Source organism: Pontibacter sp. LHS1, assembly GCF_058932855.1.
The window spans coordinates 401,390-419,858 of record NZ_JBZYWF010000003.1; the positions used below are offsets into that span (position 1 = coordinate 401,390).

General features: G+C 48.5%; 15 protein-coding genes. 12 read left to right on the forward strand and 3 right to left on the reverse strand.

Annotated elements, in window-relative coordinates:
* Positions 1-48: 48 nt before the first annotated feature.
* Positions 49-1,647: a type IX secretion system motor protein PorM/GldM gene (porM, locus tag AC5FXQ_RS08905; RefSeq protein WP_493602117.1), complete on the forward strand. Its 1,599-nt coding sequence runs from the start codon at positions 49-51 to the stop codon at positions 1,645-1,647.
* Positions 1,648-1,672: 25 nt separating this feature from the next.
* Positions 1,673-2,530 (forward strand): type IX secretion system ring subunit PorN/GldN, encoded by an 858-nt coding sequence (gene porN, locus AC5FXQ_RS08910; protein ID WP_007658785.1) that lies wholly within the window; start codon positions 1,673-1,675, stop codon positions 2,528-2,530.
* A gap of 216 nt (positions 2,531-2,746) precedes the next feature.
* Here the strand turns inward: porN and uvrC are convergent, their stop codons facing one another.
* Genes uvrC through porW form a run of 3 tightly spaced genes read right to left on the reverse strand, consistent with a single transcriptional unit; the run spans position 2,747 to position 9,767 of the window.
* On the reverse strand, positions 2,747-4,564 hold the full coding sequence (uvrC, locus tag AC5FXQ_RS08915) for an excinuclease ABC subunit UvrC (protein WP_493602118.1): 1,818 nt from the start codon (positions 4,562-4,564) through the stop codon (positions 2,747-2,749).
* Between the two features lie 12 nt (positions 4,565-4,576).
* Complete coding sequence (locus tag AC5FXQ_RS08920) at positions 4,577-6,883, reverse strand: penicillin-binding protein 1A (protein ID WP_493602119.1); 2,307 nt, start codon at positions 6,881-6,883, stop codon at positions 4,577-4,579.
* A gap of 1 nt (position 6,884) precedes the next feature.
* Positions 6,885-9,767: a type IX secretion system periplasmic lipoprotein PorW/SprE gene (porW, locus tag AC5FXQ_RS08925; protein WP_493602120.1), complete on the reverse strand. Its 2,883-nt coding sequence runs from the start codon at positions 9,765-9,767 to the stop codon at positions 6,885-6,887.
* A gap of 317 nt (positions 9,768-10,084) precedes the next feature.
* Here porW and AC5FXQ_RS08930 point away from each other — a divergent pair, with 317 nt between their 5' ends.
* From AC5FXQ_RS08930 to AC5FXQ_RS08975, 10 genes are all read left to right on the forward strand, one after another.
* Positions 10,085-10,315, forward strand: coding sequence for an AtpZ/AtpI family protein (locus AC5FXQ_RS08930; RefSeq protein ID WP_007653348.1), 231 nt, complete (start codon positions 10,085-10,087; stop codon positions 10,313-10,315).
* A 4-nt stretch (positions 10,316-10,319) separates the two neighbouring features.
* On the forward strand, positions 10,320-10,703 hold the full coding sequence (locus tag AC5FXQ_RS08935; RefSeq protein ID WP_493602121.1) for a hypothetical protein: 384 nt from the start codon (positions 10,320-10,322) through the stop codon (positions 10,701-10,703).
* Positions 10,704-10,747: 44 nt separating this feature from the next.
* Positions 10,748-11,761 (forward strand): F0F1 ATP synthase subunit A, encoded by a 1,014-nt coding sequence (gene atpB, locus AC5FXQ_RS08940; protein ID WP_493602122.1) that lies wholly within the window; start codon positions 10,748-10,750, stop codon positions 11,759-11,761.
* 37 nt (positions 11,762-11,798) lie between these two features.
* Positions 11,799-12,062 (forward strand): ATP synthase F0 subunit C, encoded by a 264-nt coding sequence (gene atpE / locus AC5FXQ_RS08945; RefSeq protein ID WP_007653345.1) that lies wholly within the window; start codon positions 11,799-11,801, stop codon positions 12,060-12,062.
* Between the two features lie 133 nt (positions 12,063-12,195).
* A complete protein-coding gene (locus AC5FXQ_RS08950; RefSeq protein WP_493602123.1) occupies positions 12,196-12,690 on the forward strand; it encodes a F0F1 ATP synthase subunit B in 495 nt (164 codons plus the stop codon).
* Positions 12,691-12,743: 53 nt separating this feature from the next.
* Positions 12,744-13,301 (forward strand): ATP synthase F1 subunit delta, encoded by a 558-nt coding sequence (gene atpH, locus AC5FXQ_RS08955; RefSeq protein WP_493602124.1) that lies wholly within the window; start codon positions 12,744-12,746, stop codon positions 13,299-13,301.
* A 2-nt stretch (positions 13,302-13,303) separates the two neighbouring features.
* A complete protein-coding gene (atpA, locus tag AC5FXQ_RS08960) occupies positions 13,304-14,884 on the forward strand; it encodes a F0F1 ATP synthase subunit alpha (RefSeq protein ID WP_493602125.1) in 1,581 nt (526 codons plus the stop codon).
* A 68-nt stretch (positions 14,885-14,952) separates the two neighbouring features.
* Positions 14,953-15,840, forward strand: coding sequence for an ATP synthase F1 subunit gamma (atpG, locus tag AC5FXQ_RS08965; RefSeq protein WP_493602126.1), 888 nt, complete (start codon positions 14,953-14,955; stop codon positions 15,838-15,840).
* A 169-nt stretch (positions 15,841-16,009) separates the two neighbouring features.
* Complete coding sequence (pafA, locus tag AC5FXQ_RS08970; RefSeq protein ID WP_493602127.1) at positions 16,010-17,713, forward strand: alkaline phosphatase PafA; 1,704 nt, start codon at positions 16,010-16,012, stop codon at positions 17,711-17,713.
* 47 nt (positions 17,714-17,760) lie between these two features.
* Positions 17,761-18,333 carry an inorganic diphosphatase gene (locus tag AC5FXQ_RS08975; RefSeq protein ID WP_007653328.1) on the forward strand — a complete coding sequence of 191 codons (573 nt, stop codon included), beginning with the start codon at positions 17,761-17,763 and terminating at the stop codon, positions 18,331-18,333.
* The last annotated feature ends 136 nt before the right edge of the window (positions 18,334-18,469 follow it).

The following is an 18,469-nucleotide window of genomic DNA, read 5'->3' on the forward strand; positions in this document are numbered from 1 at the left end:
CGCAACATTTCCTAAATCAACAAGAAAACAACAGTAACTAAGTAGAAAATGGCTGGAGGAAAAGAGACACCACGGCAGAAGATGATCGGTATGATGTACCTGGTACTGACCGCACTTCTCGCCCTGCAAGTGAACTCTGCTATCCTGTTAAAGTTTCAGTTTATTGATGAGAGTCTTATGGACGTCAACAATAAAACGCAAACTGACAATAGCGGAGTTGTAACGAATATTAAATCCAAGGTCAGCGAAGGTGGTAACCGAGACAAAGACAGAACTGTACTCGAGAGCGCCAATGCTGTTAGAAAAGAAACAGGAGAACTGGTAGAGTATATCCGTGGTCTGCGCGCTACACTGATCGAGAGAACTGGTGGAGAGAACGAGGAGAAAACCGGATACTCAAACCCTAGTGCGGAAGATCAGGTTGCTATGACCATGATTGGACCTGCAAGTGCGAAGAATGGTGCAGCCTACGAGTTAGAGCAGCGTTTGAACAACTATGCAAAGTTCATGAAGCAGTACAATCCAAGCATGCCGGACATCCTGGCACGTGACGGTAAGACTGACCCAATGGCTGCTAAAGACCGTAGCCAGCGCAACAAAGACTTCGCTCAGTTGAACTTCGAAGCTACTCCACTGGTAGCAGCGCTTGCAACACTTTCTCAGAAAGAAGCAGAGATTCTGAAGTATGAAGCTGATGCCCTGCAGAACCTGGCTCAAAAAGTAGGTGCTGACATCATCAAGTTCGAGAAGATCTTCGCGATGGCACGTGCTGAGTCTAAGACAGTAGCTGCAGGTACAAAGTATAAGGCTGATATGTTTATCGCCGCTTCTTCTGATGCGATCACGCCAAAGATGACGTTCCAGGGTAAGCCAATCAACGTAGTAGACGGTAAAGGTCAGATTGAATTTACGGCGGCTGCCTCTAACTACGATGCTGATGGTAACTCAAAGCAGACCTGGAAAGGTCAGGTTATCATCGACAAGAATGGTGAGCAGGAAGTACTTGACGTAACAGAAGAGTACATTGTAGCGAAGCCAGTTATTCAGGTACAGTCTGCTGCAGTGCAGGCCCTATACCTGGGTTGTGCTAACGAACTGAACGTACAGGTACCAGCTCTTGGTGCGGTTTACGATCCTAGCTTCTCTGCTTCTGGTGGTTCTGCCATCAAAGGTGCTAAGAAAGGTCAGGTTACGGTCATCCCTACTACTACAGAGGTTAAGCTTGCTGTAAGCAGCGGAGGTAACGCAATCGGTACAGAAACTTTCAAAGTTCGTCCGGTTCCAAGACCATCTCTACAAACTGTAGTGAACGGAAGACCAGTAGATCAGAAGAGAGGTTTGCCAGCACAAGGCATCAGAGCAGTAGAGATACAGGCGATCGCTGACGAAGGCTTCAAGCAATTTTTGCCACAAGAAGCACGTTATAGAGTAACGAAGTGGAGAGCGTTCCTGGTAAGAGGTTCTAACCCAGTTGATCAGGCTGAGTTTTCTAGCCCAACAGGTGACTTGAGCCGTTTTGCCTCTAAAGCTGCCAAAGGCGACCGTGTTACGATCGAAGTAATGGAAGTGAAGCGCCTGAACTATCAGGGCAATCCGGTAGACGCGAAACCAACAGGCGACGGTATCTTCACTATCCCACTTAACTAATTAAGATTAGAAGCTTACAAGGAGTATGAAACTTATCAAAGTAATAGGTGTAGCAGCTGGTATGATGCTCTCTTACGGAGCAGTAGCACAGCAAGTGTCTACCACGCAGTCCAGTAATCCATCAGCAAGACCTATTCCGGAGTCTGATGTGTTGTTCAAGAAAACGGTTTGGCGTAAGATCGACTTGCGCGAAAAGCAAAACAGACCTTTGTTTTCTGAAAACAGAGAGATCACCAAAGTTTTGATCGATGCTGTAAAAAGCGGCGAGTTGGTGGCCTATAAGACAGACTCTGTAAATGTACCGCTAACCAGAGAAGAATTTCTGGCGAACATGACTGCCAAAGACATGGGCGGCGGTTTGACAGAGGAGGAAATAGCAGCTGGTTTCGGTCAGGAAGAGGAAGATGATGATGCTTGGGGCGCTGCCCTGGGTACAACTGCTACCCAAGAGACTGGTCCTGTAAGCAACGAGTACTTTGCAAAGCAGCTATACCTGCTGGAGCTGAAAGAGAACGTAGTATTCGACAAGAAGCGTTCTCGTATGTACCACGATATCCAAACGATCAGCATTAAAGTGCCTTCTACGCTTAACCCACTTGGTTTCGAGCAGACAGTAGGCAGCTTTAAAATGAGCGATCTGGTAAAGGTGTTCAGAAACAATCCTGAAACTGCTATCTGGTACAACGCTCAGAACGATGCACAGCACAAGAACCTGGCTGATGCATTTGATCTGTGGCTGTTCAGCTCTTATATCACCAAAATATCTAATCCGAACGACAGAGCGCTGGGCGATATCTACGGTGGTGGTAAGAAAGGCCTGTTAGCTGCTCAGGAAGCGCTTGAAGCGTTGATCGAGTACGAATATAGCCTGTGGAGCTACTAATTGTAAGACAATCATAAAAAAGGGGAGATCTGAAAAGATCTCCCCTTTTTTGTTTCAAGCCTTCCGAGCAAACTAAGATTGAGCACAGACAAATTAGCTCAATAAAGATAAGCTTAGCAGAAGTAGCTGGCTACAAAGCTATTTATATGTTGAGCCATTAAGTCTATAACTAAGAAGGCGATAACTTTAGCTATAGATAAATGCAGGAGTATTAACTCAAGCCTCTCGATTGGTGCTGTGGAAAAAATCGTAGAGAATCTGAGCTTTTCGCTGACCGACCTCGGCAGTCAATTCTGACAGCGTGAGTTCTTTGAGCTTCTTTACTGATCTGAACTTCTGAAGTAACGCATCAGCTGTACTTGGGCCAATACCTTTCACATCCGTCAGTTCAGTCTTCAAGGTGCCAGCATCACGACGGGAGCGGTGGAAAGTGATTGCAAAACGGTGCGCTTCGTTTCGTAAGCGTTGGATAAGCTTCAATGACTCTGACTTCTTATCGATGTAAAGCGGAAGCTTATCACCCGGATAGAAAATCTCCTCTAGCCGCTTGGCTATACCCACAATAGCAATCTTACCCCATAGATCAAGGTCTTTTAGTGCCTTTACAGCAAAACTCAGCTGCCCCTTGCCACCATCGATGATAATCAGTTGCGGTAGTGGTTGATTTTCTTCTATCAACCTCTTGTAACGACGTGTCACCACTTCATACATCGACTCGAAGTCATTGGGCCCAACAACGGATTTGATGTGGAAGTGACGGTAGTCTTTTTTGCTCGGCTTGCCGTTTTTAAAACAGACCATCGATGCGACCGGATTGTCCCCCTGAAAGTTTGAGTTGTCGAAGCATTCGATCTGACGGGGTAACTCAGTAAGGCGGAGATCCTTTTTTAACGTTTCCAGTACCCGCATTTCACGTTGCTCGCCTAAGCTCTTGTTCTGCTCTTGACGTCCCTCGCGCTCTTTGCGAAGGTACATGGCATTCTTCAGAGAAAGATTAAGCAGCTTGCGCTTATCGCCTATTTGCGGTTGGGTAATGGTGATGTTATCTAGTGGAAGAGAGAGCTCTATATTCGTGATGATTTCGCGGGAAGTACTTTCAAACTCATGCCGCAATTGCACAATGACTGTCGCAAGTAACTCTTCATCGCTTTCATCCAGCTTTTTATGCAGCTCTAAAGATTGCGTCTGAATAATGGAGCCGTTCATTACTTTCAAGTAGTTAACAAAAGCGCATTTTTCATTAGATGTGATCGAGAAAACATCGATGTTAGAAAGGGTATTACTAACAACAGTAGACTTAGCCTGGAAGTCCTCTAAAAGGTCTAGTTTCTGCTTGTAACGGTGTGCCTGCTCAAACTGATAATCAGCCGCTGCCTCGGCCATACGATCTTTAAAGTAATTTTTAGCGATAGAGAGGTTACCTGAAAGGATGTTTCTGATTTGGGAGATGTATTGATTGTAAGTCGTCTCATCAATCAGGTCCTCGCAAGGGCCTTTGCAGTTACCGATATGATACTCTAAGCAAACCTTAAACTTGCCAGCAGCGATATTTTCGGGGGACAGGTTATAGGTACAGGTACGCAAAGGGTATAAGGTGCGGATCAGATCCAGCACCACATGCATGGTGGTGCCACTTGGGTAAGGACCGAAATAGCGGGAACCGTCGTTGATCTTGTTTCGCGTGCTGATCACTCGCGGAAAGCGCTCGTTAACGATACAGATGTACGGATAAGTCTTCCCGTCTTTGAGCAGGATGTTATACTTGGGCTGGTATTGCTTGATCAGGTTGTTTTCCAGCAAAAAAGCATCGGCTTCGGTGTCCACAATCGTGAATTCGATGTCCTTGATCTTGGAGATCAGCTTTAGCGTCTTTTTGTTATGTTGGGCAGAGCGATTGAAATAGGAGCTGACACGCTTCCTGATATCAATCGCTTTGCCTACATAGATGATGCCCTCATCATCAAAGAACTTATAAATGCCCGGTTTATGTGGTAAATGGGAAATCTTCTCCCGTAGCTTCTCGTTTGCAGCCATGCTCAAATTCCATTAGAAAGCATCTAAGTCGATTGGGGCAGGGGTTTGGTAGAACTGATCCTGCTGCAGGGAGTCTACCGACATGCCATTATTATACTTAGAACAATCTAATTCTACCGATAAAGGCGTAGAAGGTTTAGGGAAGGGGCCTTTTGATCTTTCCAAAGATTTGTCAGCATATACCTTCTGCATGAAGTTGCCATAGATCGGCATGGCCAGCTTATTACCCTGACCGAGCGCAATGGTACGGAAGTGGATAGAGCGGTCATCGCCACCTACCCAGGCACCAGCTACCAGATCCGGTGTAATGCCCATGAACCAGGCATCAGAATAGTTTTGGGTTGTACCCGTCTTACCGCCAATCTCGTTTTTGAGTCCGTTGCGGTGACGAAGGCCATAGTAAGCAGTACCACCCGGCTCAGCAGCGGCCTTGAGCATGTGCACCATCATGTAAGCAGTTTCTTCACTAAGGGCGTCTACTGTCTTCGGCACAAATTCGTGCAGCACGTTGCCATGCTTGTCTTCAATACGGGTGATGAAGTTTGGCTCTACCCAGGTTCCACTGTTCACGTAGGTGCCATACGCACCTACCATGTCATAAAGTGTCACGTCATTCACACCCAGTGCAAGTGATGGGTTGGCCTCCAGTGGTGTTGAGATGCCCATACGCTTGGCCGTCTTAACCAGTGTTTCGGCTCCGAGCTTGTTCACCAGGAAGGCTGAAATTGAGTTAACGGACTGCGCCATTGCTTTGCGGAGCGTAAACTTCTCACCAGAGAACTTGTTGTCAGCGTTGTTCGGGCACCACATTGTACCGTCACCTAATGGTATACATACCTGCGTGTCGAGCACCTCGTAGCACGGATAGTAGCCATTTTCGATAGCGGCCGTGTACAGGAATGGCTTGAAAGTAGAGCCAGGCTGACGGGCACCCTGCTTCACGTGGTCGTATTTGAAGTGCTTGTAATTGATGCCGCCTACCCAGGCCTTGATATGACCCGTTTGTGGCTCCATCGCCATGAAGCCAGTCTGCAGGTAATGCTTGTAATGCTTGAGCGAGTCAAGCGGACTCATCTGAACTTCCTTTTCCCCATCATAAGTAAAGATGGTCATCGGGATTTTCTTGTTCAGATAGTAGTTAATAGAATCCTGGTTGCCATCGAAGCGTCTGTTCAGGTTGCGATAGCGGTCCGTGCGCTTAATGGCATTCTCCAGGTAATTCGGGATTTCCTTGCCCTGGCGGTCAATCCAGGGGTTGCGTCCTTTCCAGTGTGCAAAGAACTCTTTCTGGCGATCTTTCATATGCTCCTCCACGGCCTGCTCTGCATAAGTCTGCATGCGTGAATCAATAGTGGTGTAAATCTTCAGACCGTCGGCATACAGGTCGTAGCCGTTCTCGCGGCACCACTTCAGCAAAAACTTACTGGCTTCGGTACGGAAATAGGGTGCAAGACCAATGTTCTGGTTCTCAACACGGTATTTAAGTTTGATATCAGTTTCTTTCAGGCTGTCGTACTCGGCCTGTGTCATGTAGCCGTACTTCACCATCTGCGATAGCACCACGTTGCGGCGATGCTTCGAATTTTCCGGATTAAACTTCGGGCTATAGTGGTTCGGGTTCTTAAACAAGCCAACCAGCACCGCTGACTCCTGCACTTCCAGGTCCTTTGCATCTTTACCAAAGAAAGTCTTGGCGGCAGACTGCAAACCAAAGGCATTACTCCCGAACTCAAAAATGTTCAGGTACATGATCATGATCTCCTGCTTGGTATAGGACTGCTCCAGCTTCACCGACATGATCCACTCCTTTGTTTTGTGAATAAGCGTACGGAAGCCCGGCTTGTCATTCAGGTAACCGTTGTTTAGCTCTTCGCCACGGGTACGGAACAGGTTTTTAGCAAGCTGCTGCGTTAGGGTACTACCCCCGCCTTTGGAGCTGCCTATCAGAATTCCTCCAGCTACACGGGCCATGGCTTCAGGGTCTATACCTGAGTGCTCTTCAAAACGGATATCCTCTGTTGCCATCAAGGCATGTACAAAGTTTTCGGGCAGGTCAGCGTACTCGATCGGGGTGCGGTTTTCGCGGAAGTACTTGCCCAGCTCTTTGTTATCGGCGGAGTAAAGCACAGAGGAAAGGGCACTCTTCGGATTCTCGAGCGTACGCATGTTGGGCAGGTCTCCGAACAGGTTCAGAAAGTTGACGCTGACCGCATAAATATACAGTATGAACACAGCCAGGCCACTCAGGAAGAGAAGCCACATTGTGGAAATGACCTTAGGGAATACCGTTTTTGGTTTTGGGCGGGTGGTTGTTGCCATGTTAATTATTCGTTCTGAAGTAATTCAGATATTCTTCTACATCCTTCTTCTGAAGCAACTTCTGCCAGTTGTCGGATGATATTGCAAAGGTAATGAATTCTACGCCTCTAATTTTGCCAATCGGGGATTGAGGTGCTTTTTGTTTGATGTTATAAGCCTGTGCCTCTTTCATGTTAGTGAAAGCCCGCATCAGCAGTACGCCTCTGTTGCCGTCGAATGGCTGCTGATCCAACGTTAGCTTCTGGTTGCGGAAATAGGTGTTGTTATACTTCTCATACTTTGCTTCGATGTCTTTGAAGGCGGCATGCTCCGTTGGGTACAGCATCACAAAATAATAGGCCGAATCAGGAGCGCTGGTATAAGCCAGCGGATCAGCGGCAGGAGGCTGTACCTCGGGTGCCTGTGCTGTCGCTGTATCCTGAGCCACAGCTGTTACATCCAAAGGCGTGCCAACCTGAGCAGTGGCTGTCGTGTCGGGGCGGTTTGTTGCCGTTGTATCAGGTAAAGGAAACGCCGCGGCTGGGCGCTGCTGTTGCAGGGCCGCATTGCGATCACGTGCCGATGCCAGTGCGATGCTGCTGTTGACACGCTGCTCCGGTGAGCGCTCGTCGGTTTGCTGTGCAGTGGGCGGCGCAGGAGCTTCCTGCCGGAGCTGCTGCTTGCTTTCCAGCTCCTGGTAGCGCTTAAGCAGCTCGTCGGCACGTGGGGTTAGCGGACTGGATGGATGCTGCTGCTTAAATGCCAGCAGTTGCTGTTGAAGCAACTCGGGCCTTTCGGAGCGGGCGGTGATCATCACGTGCAGGAAAGCCACTTTATCAGGTATGTCGTTGAGCGGGTATACCTGGCTCAGTTCTTTGAGCAGGGCAGTTGCCTGCTGGTATTCGCCTGACTCGTATTGTGCATAAGCAGAATCATAAAGTGCATGTGCCTTGATGTTGTCAAGGGCGTTCTGGCTCATGTAGTTCGGGTCGTCTACCAGCTTCGCGTAAATTGTGCTAGGGTACTGCTGCTTGATCTTGGCATAGTAGATGTCCTTCTGTTCGCTGCCTGCCCGGCTGTAGATCAGGTATAGGCTGTAGTGCGCCTCGGCTGCATATTCGGATTGAGGGAAGCGCTGCAAAAACTTCTCGAATGTAGCAGTGGCCTGTTCCGGTGAATTGAGCTTTTGGGCATAGATGTTAGCCAGACGGAACATAGCGTCCTCCAGCAGTTTCTCAGACTGCTGTATGGCCAGCGTAGTGGTCGGGATATTTTGCAGGTAGGCTTCCACCTGCGTCTGCAGGCGGGCAGAGCGATTCTCTTCTGTCTCAGCTTCTGCTGCGGATTCAACAGGGGCCTCCATAGCAACGGCTTCATCCTGGCCACCTTCTATTTCGCCACGGCTCAGGAGTCGCCAGTTGTCCTGCAGCGGACGGTCGCCCCAGCGCCTCACGAACTCAGAGCGGGCTGTGGCCATTGCCGCCGGGTTGTCGAAATAGAACACGCCTCCTGTATTGCCGCCTCCGATGGCCGAATTCGGGTTGTTACGGCCTCCGACCGTTACGGCTGCTTGTTGCTCCTGCGAACGACGAGCTTTGCGCTGCTTTTCCTGTTCCAATTGCCGGGCCTGTTCCTGCTGTCTTATTTCCTCTTCCTGCTGCACCAGGTTTTGCACAAAGGCCAGGCGTTCGCCTTCGCTCATGGCAGCCAGCTGCTGCAAACTGTCCTGCAACTGGATGGTGTTGTATTGCTTCGCGAAATCAGCCAGGATATTGCGGCGCTCGAGCACCTGCTCATATTCAATGGCCTGCTGCGGGTATACCTGCACGGCACTGTCGTAGTAAGCCTGCGCCAGGTCGTACTTGCTCAGGTTCTCAAAATAGATCTCTCCGGCCAGCAGATAGGTATAGGCTTTCTGGTTAGGTATAGAGCCAGGTGTCTTCAGCGAAGCCTCTATGTTCTGCAGGGCTTTGTCATAGTGCTGCTGGCGGCGCTCAAACACAGCCATCTCGTAATAGATCTTGTCGCGGTACTCGGTGTTTTTCTCGTCGCGCAGCATCTTCTGGTAGTAGCCAGCAATGCGGTTCAGGTCCTGAACATCGTCCAGTTCCGATACCTGGCCCAGGTATAGACGACTGAAAAAGCCCAGGTCGTAAGGCGGGTTGCGACGCAGGATGTGGCTATACTGCTGGTAGGCTTCCTTGCTTTGTCCACGATCCTGGTAGAGGCGTGCCAGTGAGAAGCGCACCCGCGACTGGTCATCCCGCTCCGTGAAATTTGGCAGGGACAGGTCCAGGTTCTCGATCACAGCGGCGGTATCGCCCTGCATCAGGTGGTACTCGGCACGTGCCAGGTATAGCTCGCGGGCATTGTCGCGGTTCAGGCGCTCTTTGCGCAGAAATTCCGATACCTGCCAGGCATTGTCTGTCTCCCCCAGCTTCAGGAATGAGCGCATCAGCCACACCAGCGCCTCGTGTTTCACGTGGCGGTCTTTGCCTGTGGAGTTTACATAGCGGAAGGTCTGAGCGGCTTCCGGGAAATTGAGCTCATAAAAGCGCACCTTGCCGATGACCAGGTAACTGTCATCGATCCACTTGCTGTTCGGGTGGTACTGGATTGGGAAAGAGGCCTTCTTGATCACATCCTCCAGGTCGGCGGCGTGTGCTTTATAAGTAGTGGAGTCGATGGGCGGGAAGATGGGCAGTGGGCGGTTGTAATCATACACCGTCTGATCCTGTATGCTCTTTTCGATCGCCTCAAGTTTCTCTTTAGCCAGAAAATAGCCGTTGTAGCGGGCTGTTGTGTTATGATAAGCTTTGCTGAGCGGATTATTGCGCTCAGCAGAACAGCCCGCCAGCATAAGACAGGCCAGCACGTAGAGGATATATAGTGAGTTTTTGCTCAAAGTACAGATAATGTGCAGTATAAGTTGGGCAGCCCTGCCGCTTATTCCTTTATAACGCCCTGGCTATACTTGAAAGTATCCGGGCTGAAATGGAGCGCAGGCCATAAGGCATCTACAAAAATACAATAATATGCCAATTATGTAAGGGACTGTGGATAAAGCCTGAAGCTCGCTATTGAACTATAGAAAATAAGAAATGGTTTCAGCCCTCAGAAGGCATTTGAGGTACCTTAAAAAGCTGGCGAAATAAAACCGATTTGCAGAGAAGCCCATTAAAAAAGCGTAATTTTGCAAATCCTTGAAAAACAAAGCAGCACATGTCACAGGCAGATGATCAAAAGCCAAAGGGCGAAGAATCGTTTAAATCGTACCTGAAGTACTCAGGGCTGGCCTTTCAGATGATCGGTGCGATGGTGCTGGCCGCCTGGGCCGGATCAAAGCTGGACGACTACATGGGCAACGAAAATCCCTGGATGACGATTGTGCTGCTGGTAGTGGCCGTGGTAGCCTCTATGGTATTGGTAATTATCTCATTAAGTAAAAAGTAAAGCAGTGAAATTCTTCAAAAACCTCCTCATTTTTACAGGTGTCGTGAGCATCGGTATTGGCTTGCTCTCCTTTTATACCGGCACAGCGCTGCTGCACCCACTGATCTGGTATATTTTAGGCTTTATGGTGGTAGTCACGGCGCTGGCCTTTTATGTGTCACGACTGGGAGTAGGCTACGACTCCGATAACTTTCAGTTGTACTACTTTGGCTCCATGGGTTTCCGGATGATCCTCAGCATAGCCGTCATTTTTATTTATGTGTTCATGTATTCTGAAAACGAGCTGCAGTTCGTTTTCAACTTCTTCGCGTTATATTTTCTATTTACCGGGTTTGAAATCTACAGCTTAATAACTAACTTCGCACCGCAATTGAAAAAGCAAAACTAAGAATAGCATTTGCGGATTTTAAATTTGCTTCTAAATCTCTCTTAATGAAGAAGTTATTTATTTTACTGTTTTCCTTCCTGACGATCACTGCTTCTGCAGAGGCTCCGGTTGAGGGCGGCGAGTTTAAGCCAGGCGATATGATCACCCATCACATCGCGGATGATTACAACTGGCATTTTGCCGATGGTGTGACGCTCTACCTTCCTGTTATCCTGATCGATAACGGTACTCCGAAGGTGTTTTCATCAAGTAACTTCTATGACGAGAATCACGAGTTAGTGCCTTACGATGGTTACATAGTGAGCCACGGCCACATCTATCGTGCAGATGCCAACGGACAGCCAGCCGCTGACCAGTCTTCTCTGATTGACATATCTATTACAAAGAACGTTGCTTCTCTTTTCCTTAGTGTGGCCCTGCTTTTTGCGGTGTTCTTCACAATTGCCGGAAGCTACAAGAAAAACAACGGCAAAGCGCCGAGAGGCATCCAGTCTTTCTTTGAGCCGATTATCATCTTTATCCGTGACGAGATTGCCAAGGCGAACATTGGCCCGAAGTACGAGCGCTACATGCCGTACCTACTGACAGTGTTCTTCTTTATCTGGTTCAACAACCTGCTTGGTTTGATGCCAGGTGGTGCTAACCTGACTGGTAACATCGCGGTAACGCTGGTGTTGGCTACGCTGACACTTTTGATCACAGTATTTAGCGGCAATAAGAACTACTGGAAGCACATTTTTGCTACGCCAGGTGTTCCTGTATGGCTGGCTCCGATCATGATTCCGGTTGAATTGATCGGTATTATTACCAAGCCGTTCTCCCTGATGGTTCGTCTTTTTGCGAATATCACGGCAGGTCACATTATCATCCTGTCGCTGTTTAGCTTGATCTTTATTTTCCAAAGCATTGCAGTAGGTCCTTTGAGTGTGGCGTTTGCTACTTTCATGAACTTCCTTGAGCTGTTCGTGGCCCTGCTTCAGGCTTATATCTTCACCCTGCTTTCAGCGATGTATTTCGGTGGCGCAGTGGAAGAGCATCACGGTGACGAGCATCATTAATCTGTTTTTTATTTTTTAACTATATATAACTATAATTATGTTAGCAATTTTGCTTCAAGCAGTAGCAGCTACAACCGATTTCGGTTTGGCTATCATGGGTGCCGGTATCGGTGCTGGTCTGGTTGCCCTTGGCGCTGGTTTGGGTATCGGTAGAATCGGTGGTTCAGCCATGGAGTCTATCGCGCGTCAGCCAGAAGCTGGTGGTAAGATCCAGACTGCTATGATTATCGCGGCTGCCCTTATCGAAGGTGTTGCACTGTTCGGTGTGGTAGTTTGCTTGCTAATCTCTTTCAAGGGCTAATATCCTTTGTAATTGGTCTCTCGTCCGGACGTATGGTCCGGACGGAGAGATCTAAAGTAGTTAAATAGTTAAAAGCAATGCCGGTTGAGAGCCGGTGAACTGATTAGAACCTAATTATTCAAATTCATACACAATGGAATTAGTAACCCCAGGTATAGGTTTAATTTTCTGGCAGACGGTGACTTTCATCATCGTGCTGTTCCTGCTTTCCAAGTTCGCCTGGAAGCCGATCATGAACGCCCTGCACGAGCGTGAGACTTCTATTGAAAATGCACTGAGCGCTGCTGAAAAAGCAAAGCTGGAGATGCAGGGTCTGAAAGCAGAGAACGAAAAACTGCTGGCTGAAGCCCGTATGGAGCGCGACAAGATCCTGAAAGAAGCTTCTGATGCAGGCAATGCCCTGATCGAAACTGCGAAGCAGAAGGCAAACGAAGAAGGTTCCCGCATGATCGCACAAGCCCGTGAGTCTATTGAGAATGAGAAGCGTGCCGCTATCACGGAAGTGAAGAACATGGCTGCTGCTCTTTCAGTGGATATCGCTGAGCGTATCCTGCGCAAAGAATTGAGCAATCCACAGGCACAGCAGGCGCTGGCTAAAGATTATATCAACGAAGTAACGCTTAACTAATCGTATCACATAACCCTGCCACTGCTTAAGTGAGAAGGTGATAATAAAGCAATATGTCAGAAATTAGAGTTGCTTCGAGATACGCAAAGTCACTGATTGAGCTGGCACAGGAGAGAGGTGTACTGGAGCAGGTAAAGGAGGACATGGATATGTTCGCCAGAGTGCTTGACCAGAACAGAGACCTGAAACTCCTGATGCGCAACCCGGTTGTGAAGTCAGACAAGAAGCTTGCAGTGATTAATGCATTGTTCAAAGGCAAAGTGAACGACCTTACCCTGGCTTTCTTTAGCATTGTGGCCCAAAAAGGCCGTGAGTCAGTGCTGGAGTTTATAGCCACAGAGTTTACAAAGCAGTATAACGTGTACAAAGGCATTACAACTGCAAGTGTAACAACAGCAGTGCCATTGACAGAAGAACTGCGCAACGAGCTAGGTAAGCGTCTGGTAGCCCAGACCGGCCAGCGCGTAGAATTAGAAGAAAAGATTGATCCGTCACTCATCGGTGGTTTCGTACTCCGTGTTGGCGATCAGCAGATTGACAGCTCTGTGAAGTATAACCTGAACAAGCTGAGAAATAAATTTAAAGACAACCCCTATATCAATAAATTATAATCATGGCAGAAGTAAGACCTGACGAAGTATCAGCCATACTAAGAGAGCAGCTATCTGGCTTCCGTTCTGAGGCAGAATTGGAAGAAGTAGGTACAGTACTGCAAGTGGGTGACGGTGTCGCTCGTATCTATGGCCTTTCCAAAGCACAGTCTGGTGAGCTATTAGAGTTTGAGAACGGACTTCAGGCGCTTGTTCTGAACCTGGAAGAAGACAACGTAGGTGCCGTAATGCTTGGCGACTACAGTGAAATCAAAGAGGGCGCCACTGTAAGAAGAACCAACCGTATCGCCTCTGTAAAAGTAGGTGATGGCATCATCGGCCGTGTGGTAAACACACTGGGTCAGCCAATCGACGGTAGAGGTCCGATTGCTGGTGACCTGTACGAAATGCCACTGGAGCGTAAAGCACCAGGTGTGGTATTCCGCCAGCCAGTGAACGAGCCAATGCAGACTGGTATCAAGGCGATTGACTCCATGATTCCGATCGGCCGTGGCCAGCGTGAGCTGATCATCGGTGACCGTCAGACAGGTAAGTCTGCAGTTGCGATTGACACAATCCTGAACCAGCGCGAGTTCTTCGAAAAAGGACAGCCTGTATTCTGTATATATGTAGCCGTAGGTCAGAAAGCTTCTACTGTAGCACAGGTAGTGAAGTCTTTGACTGAAGGTGGTGCGATGGATTACACTGTGGTGGTAGCGGCTTCTGCTTCTGATCCTGCTCCAATGCAGTTCTTTGCTCCATTTACTGGTGCGGCTATCGGTGAGTTCTTCCGTGATACAGGCCGTCCTGCCCTGGTTGTTTATGATGACCTTTCCAAGCAGGCCGTTGCTTACCGCGAAGTGTCTCTGCTGCTGCGTCGTCCTCCAGGGCGTGAAGCTTATCCTGGTGACGTATTCTACCTGCACTCTCGCCTTCTGGAGCGTGCCGCTAAGGTAAACGCTTCTGACGAGATCGCTCGCAACATGAACGACTTGCCAGATTCTATCAAGCACCTCGTGAAAGGTGGTGGTTCATTGACCGCTCTTCCAATCATCGAGACGCAGGCTGGTGACGTTTCTGCCTATATCCCTACGAACGTGATCTCGATCACAGACGGTCAGATATTCCTGGAGACAAACCTGTTCAACTCAGGCATCCGTCCTGCGATCAACGTAGGTATCTCTGTATCGCGTGTGGGTGGTAACGCTCAGATCAAGGCGATGAAGAAAGTATCTGGTACTTTGAAGCTTGACCAGGCGCAGTTCCGTGAACTGGAAGCGTTTGCGAAATTCGGTTCTGACCTGGATGCTGCGACTAAGCTGACAATTGAGCGTGGTCGTCGTAACCTGGAGATCCTGAAGCAGCCACAGTTCTCTCCGGTATCGGTAGCAGAGCAGGTAGCTATTATCTACTGCGCTACAAACGGTCTGTTGGACAATGTGCCTGTGAATGAAGTTAGAACTTTCGAGAAGGACTTCCTGCGCACCATGCGTGCTCAGCACCAGGACACACTGAACGCACTGTTGGCCGGTAAGCTGGACGACGAGACGACAGGTGTTATCAAGCAGGTAGCCAGAGAGCTTTCTGCCCGTTACAAAAAGTAATAGTTGGTTATGAGTTAGAGACTGCTGACAAAGGCGGTCTCTAACTTTATGCTCATAACATACATAATATGGCAAGTTTAAAAGAGGTTAGAAGCCGCATTACATCGGTACAGTCAACACAGCAGATCACCAAGGCCATGAAAATGGTGGCGGCTGCCAAGTTGAGACGTGCTCAGGACAACATCCTGCGTATGCGCCCATATGCGCAGCGTTTGAGCGGTATCCTGACCAATCTTTCTCAGCTGACGGAAGGTTCTGTATCGAACAAATACTCTGAAAAGCGTGAAGCGAACAGAGTGCTTGTAATCGTGGTAACGTCTGACCGTGGTTTGGCTGGCGCTTTTAACTCTAACATCATCAAGGCAGCCAATACACTGGCCCAAGGCAAATACCGTAGCCAACTGGAGGCAGGTAACCTTACTTTCCTTACTATCGGACGTAAAGGCGCTGAAGCTTTGACGAAGCGCGGTTACAACGTGATCAGTGACTTCACAGGCACTTTCGCAAACCTTTCCTTTGACACAGTACGCCTTGCTGCGGAGCGTGCCATGGATGGTTTCACTGCACGTGAGTTTGATCAGGTAGATATCATCTACAACGAGTTCAAAAACGTGGCGACACAAATCGTGCGCAACGAGCAGTTTCTGCCTATTGAAGACAAGCCTGTAGAGGAAACTGCCAGCAGCATGGTGTCTGATTATACCTTTGAGCCATCAAAAGAGCAGATCATTGAGGAGCTTATACCTAAGTCGCTCAAGATACAGGTATACAAAGCGGTGCTGGAGTCAAACGCTTCAGAACACGGTGCCCGAATGACTGCCATGGACAAAGCGACGGAAAACGCAGGCGAGCTGCTGAAAGAGCTGAAGCTGACCTACAACAGGACGCGACAGGCGGCCATCACCAAAGAGATCCTTGAGATCGTGGGTGGTGCAGAGGCGCTTGCTGCAAAATAGAATAACTTACCAAATACAGAAGCAACGCCCATCACACCAGGTGGGCGTTCTTTTTTTGGGGATATAATACAGTGTGTTATATTTTTGTTAAAACATCAAATACAGGAATGTATGCTAGCCGATTAGTTGGAAAGTGTTCCCTATATTTGAGAAACTCAACAACATACACATGAAGTTAAGCGGTCTTAGATCCGGAATACAGACTATAGTAGCGGCAGTACTTTTAATTGCTGTGCAGGCTTGTACTACAACTAACAGCCCAAGCGTAGCAAGAGAGCAGGGAAATCAACCTGTTATTGGCATAGAAGGCCGTCCAAAACTGATCGTTGGTATTGTAGTAGATCAGATGCGTTATGATTTTCTGTACCGCTACTGGGACAAATATAGCGAAGGCGGCTTCAAAAGGCTTGTAAGGCAGGGCTTCAACTTCAAAAACAATCAATACAGCTACGTACCTACTTATACGGGGCCGGGTCATGCTTCAGTTTATACTGGCAGTGTACCTGCCTTAAACGGTATTGTAGGTAACTCCTGGTATGATAGAACCACAGGGAAATCCATGTACTGCGTGGAGGACACTAGCGTCAAAACAGTAGGGAGTACTTCAGATGCGGGCCTGATGTCACCTCGAAATCTATTGACTACCACCATCACCGACGAGCTGCGACTTTCTAACAACATGCAGTCAAAAGTAATTGGTGTAGCGCTGAAGGACAGAGGATCTATTCTGCCGGCCGGCCATACCGGAAACGGAGCTTACTGGTTTGACTCTCCTTCCGGCAACTGGATCACGAGCACGTTCTATGCGAACACGTTGCCGAACTGGGTGCAGGAATTCAACAATCAAAAGCATCCGGATAAACTATTAAGTGAGGTATGGAACACGCTGCTGCCAATAGAGCAATATACCGAAAGCACAGCAGATGACATGGATTGGGAGCGTGCACTTCCTGGTGAAGAAAGGCCTGTGTTTCCGCATAACATACCTGCCATCCGTGGCAAAGATTACGAGTTGATCCGCTCTATACCTGCAGGCAACACACTTACAACGGAGTTTGCAAAAGCTGCTTTGCGTGGCGAGAACTTAGGCCAAGGCAATTTCACTGATTTCCTGGCATTGAGCTACTCCACACCTGACTATGTAGGGCATTCATTCGGCCCGAACTCAATTGAAGTACAGGACGTATACCTGCGCCTTGACCGTGAGATTGAAGAACTGATCAACCTGCTCGAAAAAGAAATCGGGAAAGATAATGTTCTGATCTTCCTGACAGCAGACCACGGAGCGGCACACGTTCCGGCTTATATGGAGTCTCTTAATATTCCGGCAGGTATAGCTAATTCTAACATCATGCGCGACTCACTGGAGCAGCACCTGAATAAGAGGTTTGGCAAAGGCCGCTGGGTGGAGCGTTATACTAACCAGCAGGTATACCTTGACCGTAAGACAATTGAAGGCAAGAAGCTGACGAGAATTGAGGTACAGGAAGCGGCGGCTAACTATGTCATGCGTTTTGATGGCGTAGCGAGAGCCGTAACAGGCGAAGCTATACAGCGAGCTGGCTGGGCCAGCGGTATGATGTCGCGCCTGGAAAGCGGGTACAATGCACAGCGCTCCGGCGATGTGATCGTAGTACTGCAGCCAGGCTGGTTCGAAGGCTACGGAAGCGGTCCGCAAAAAGGAACCACACACGGCTCTTACGGTAACTATGATACCCATGTGCCGCTGGTATGGTATGGCTGGAAAGTGAAACCGGGCGAGAGCTCAGTTGAAACTGCCGTAGCAGACATAGCTCCTACTATTGCCTCATGGCTGTACATACAGGAACCGAATGGAAGTGTGGGGCGCCCTTTGCAAGAATTAATGAAGTAACAATACCTGTCGGGACGAAGTATACGACAGCTTTTAAGAAAGAATATATGATGGAGAATTTAGAAAAGAATAACCCGTGGCATAGCGTAAGCTACGGTGAGGAGGCCCCGGCAGTCGTTACTGCCATCATTGAAATTCCAAAGGGATCAAAGGCAAAGTACGAGCTGGACAAGGAAAGCGGCATGCTGAAACTGGACCGTGTACTTTTCTCATCGGTGAACTACCCTGCTAATTACGGCTTTATACCTAAAACTTACTGCGACGATAAAGATCCACTCGATATCCTGGTAATCTGTTCGCTTGATGTGGTTCCAATGTGTCTGATCGATGCGAAAGTAATCGGTGTGATGCGCATGATCGACAACAACGAAGAAGACGACAAAATCATCGCTGTGGCAAACAATGACATGTCGGTACGTCACATTAATGACATCTCTGAGCTTCCTCCGCACACCCTACTGGAGATGCGCCGCTTCTTTGAAGACTATAAGAAACTGGAGCACAAAGAAGTGATCGTAGAGCAGTTCCTGGGTCGTGAGCCAGCTTACGAGATCATCAAAGAGAGCATCAGACTGTATGACGCTACCTTCGGTGAAGCTGCACCAAAGAGCACAATCTAGACTTTTACTTTTCCTGTAAAGCCTGATGTGGGGTAAAACCTGTGTCAGGCTTTTTTATTTACAGCCGTTCAACATTTGAAAGCCGTACCTGAATTGCGAACTTGCAGAGAAGAATGCCAGAAAAAGAACACAGCGG

What these genes read in the sequence shown, in the direction of transcription:
- porM (WP_493602117.1), top strand. Translation starts at nt 49, where the DNA reads ATGGCTGGAGGAAAAGAGACACCACGGCAGAAGATGATCGGTATGATG.
- porN (WP_007658785.1), top strand. Translation starts at nt 1,673, where the DNA reads ATGAAACTTATCAAAGTAATAGGTGTAGCAGCTGGTATGATGCTCTCT.
- uvrC (WP_493602118.1), bottom strand. Translation starts at nt 4,564, where the DNA reads ATGGCTGCAAACGAGAAGCTACGGGAGAAGATTTCCCATTTACCACAT.
- AC5FXQ_RS08920 (WP_493602119.1), bottom strand. Translation starts at nt 6,883, where the DNA reads ATGGCAACAACCACCCGCCCAAAACCAAAAACGGTATTCCCTAAGGTC.
- AC5FXQ_RS08930 (WP_007653348.1), top strand. Translation starts at nt 10,085, where the DNA reads ATGTCACAGGCAGATGATCAAAAGCCAAAGGGCGAAGAATCGTTTAAA.
- atpB (WP_493602122.1), top strand. Translation starts at nt 10,748, where the DNA reads ATGAAGAAGTTATTTATTTTACTGTTTTCCTTCCTGACGATCACTGCT.
- atpE (WP_007653345.1), top strand. Translation starts at nt 11,799, where the DNA reads ATGTTAGCAATTTTGCTTCAAGCAGTAGCAGCTACAACCGATTTCGGT.
- AC5FXQ_RS08950 (WP_493602123.1), top strand. Translation starts at nt 12,196, where the DNA reads ATGGAATTAGTAACCCCAGGTATAGGTTTAATTTTCTGGCAGACGGTG.
- atpH (WP_493602124.1), top strand. Translation starts at nt 12,744, where the DNA reads ATGTCAGAAATTAGAGTTGCTTCGAGATACGCAAAGTCACTGATTGAG.
- atpA (WP_493602125.1), top strand. Translation starts at nt 13,304, where the DNA reads ATGGCAGAAGTAAGACCTGACGAAGTATCAGCCATACTAAGAGAGCAG.
- atpG (WP_493602126.1), top strand. Translation starts at nt 14,953, where the DNA reads ATGGCAAGTTTAAAAGAGGTTAGAAGCCGCATTACATCGGTACAGTCA.
- pafA (WP_493602127.1), top strand. Translation starts at nt 16,010, where the DNA reads ATGAAGTTAAGCGGTCTTAGATCCGGAATACAGACTATAGTAGCGGCA.
- AC5FXQ_RS08975 (WP_007653328.1), top strand. Translation starts at nt 17,761, where the DNA reads ATGATGGAGAATTTAGAAAAGAATAACCCGTGGCATAGCGTAAGCTAC.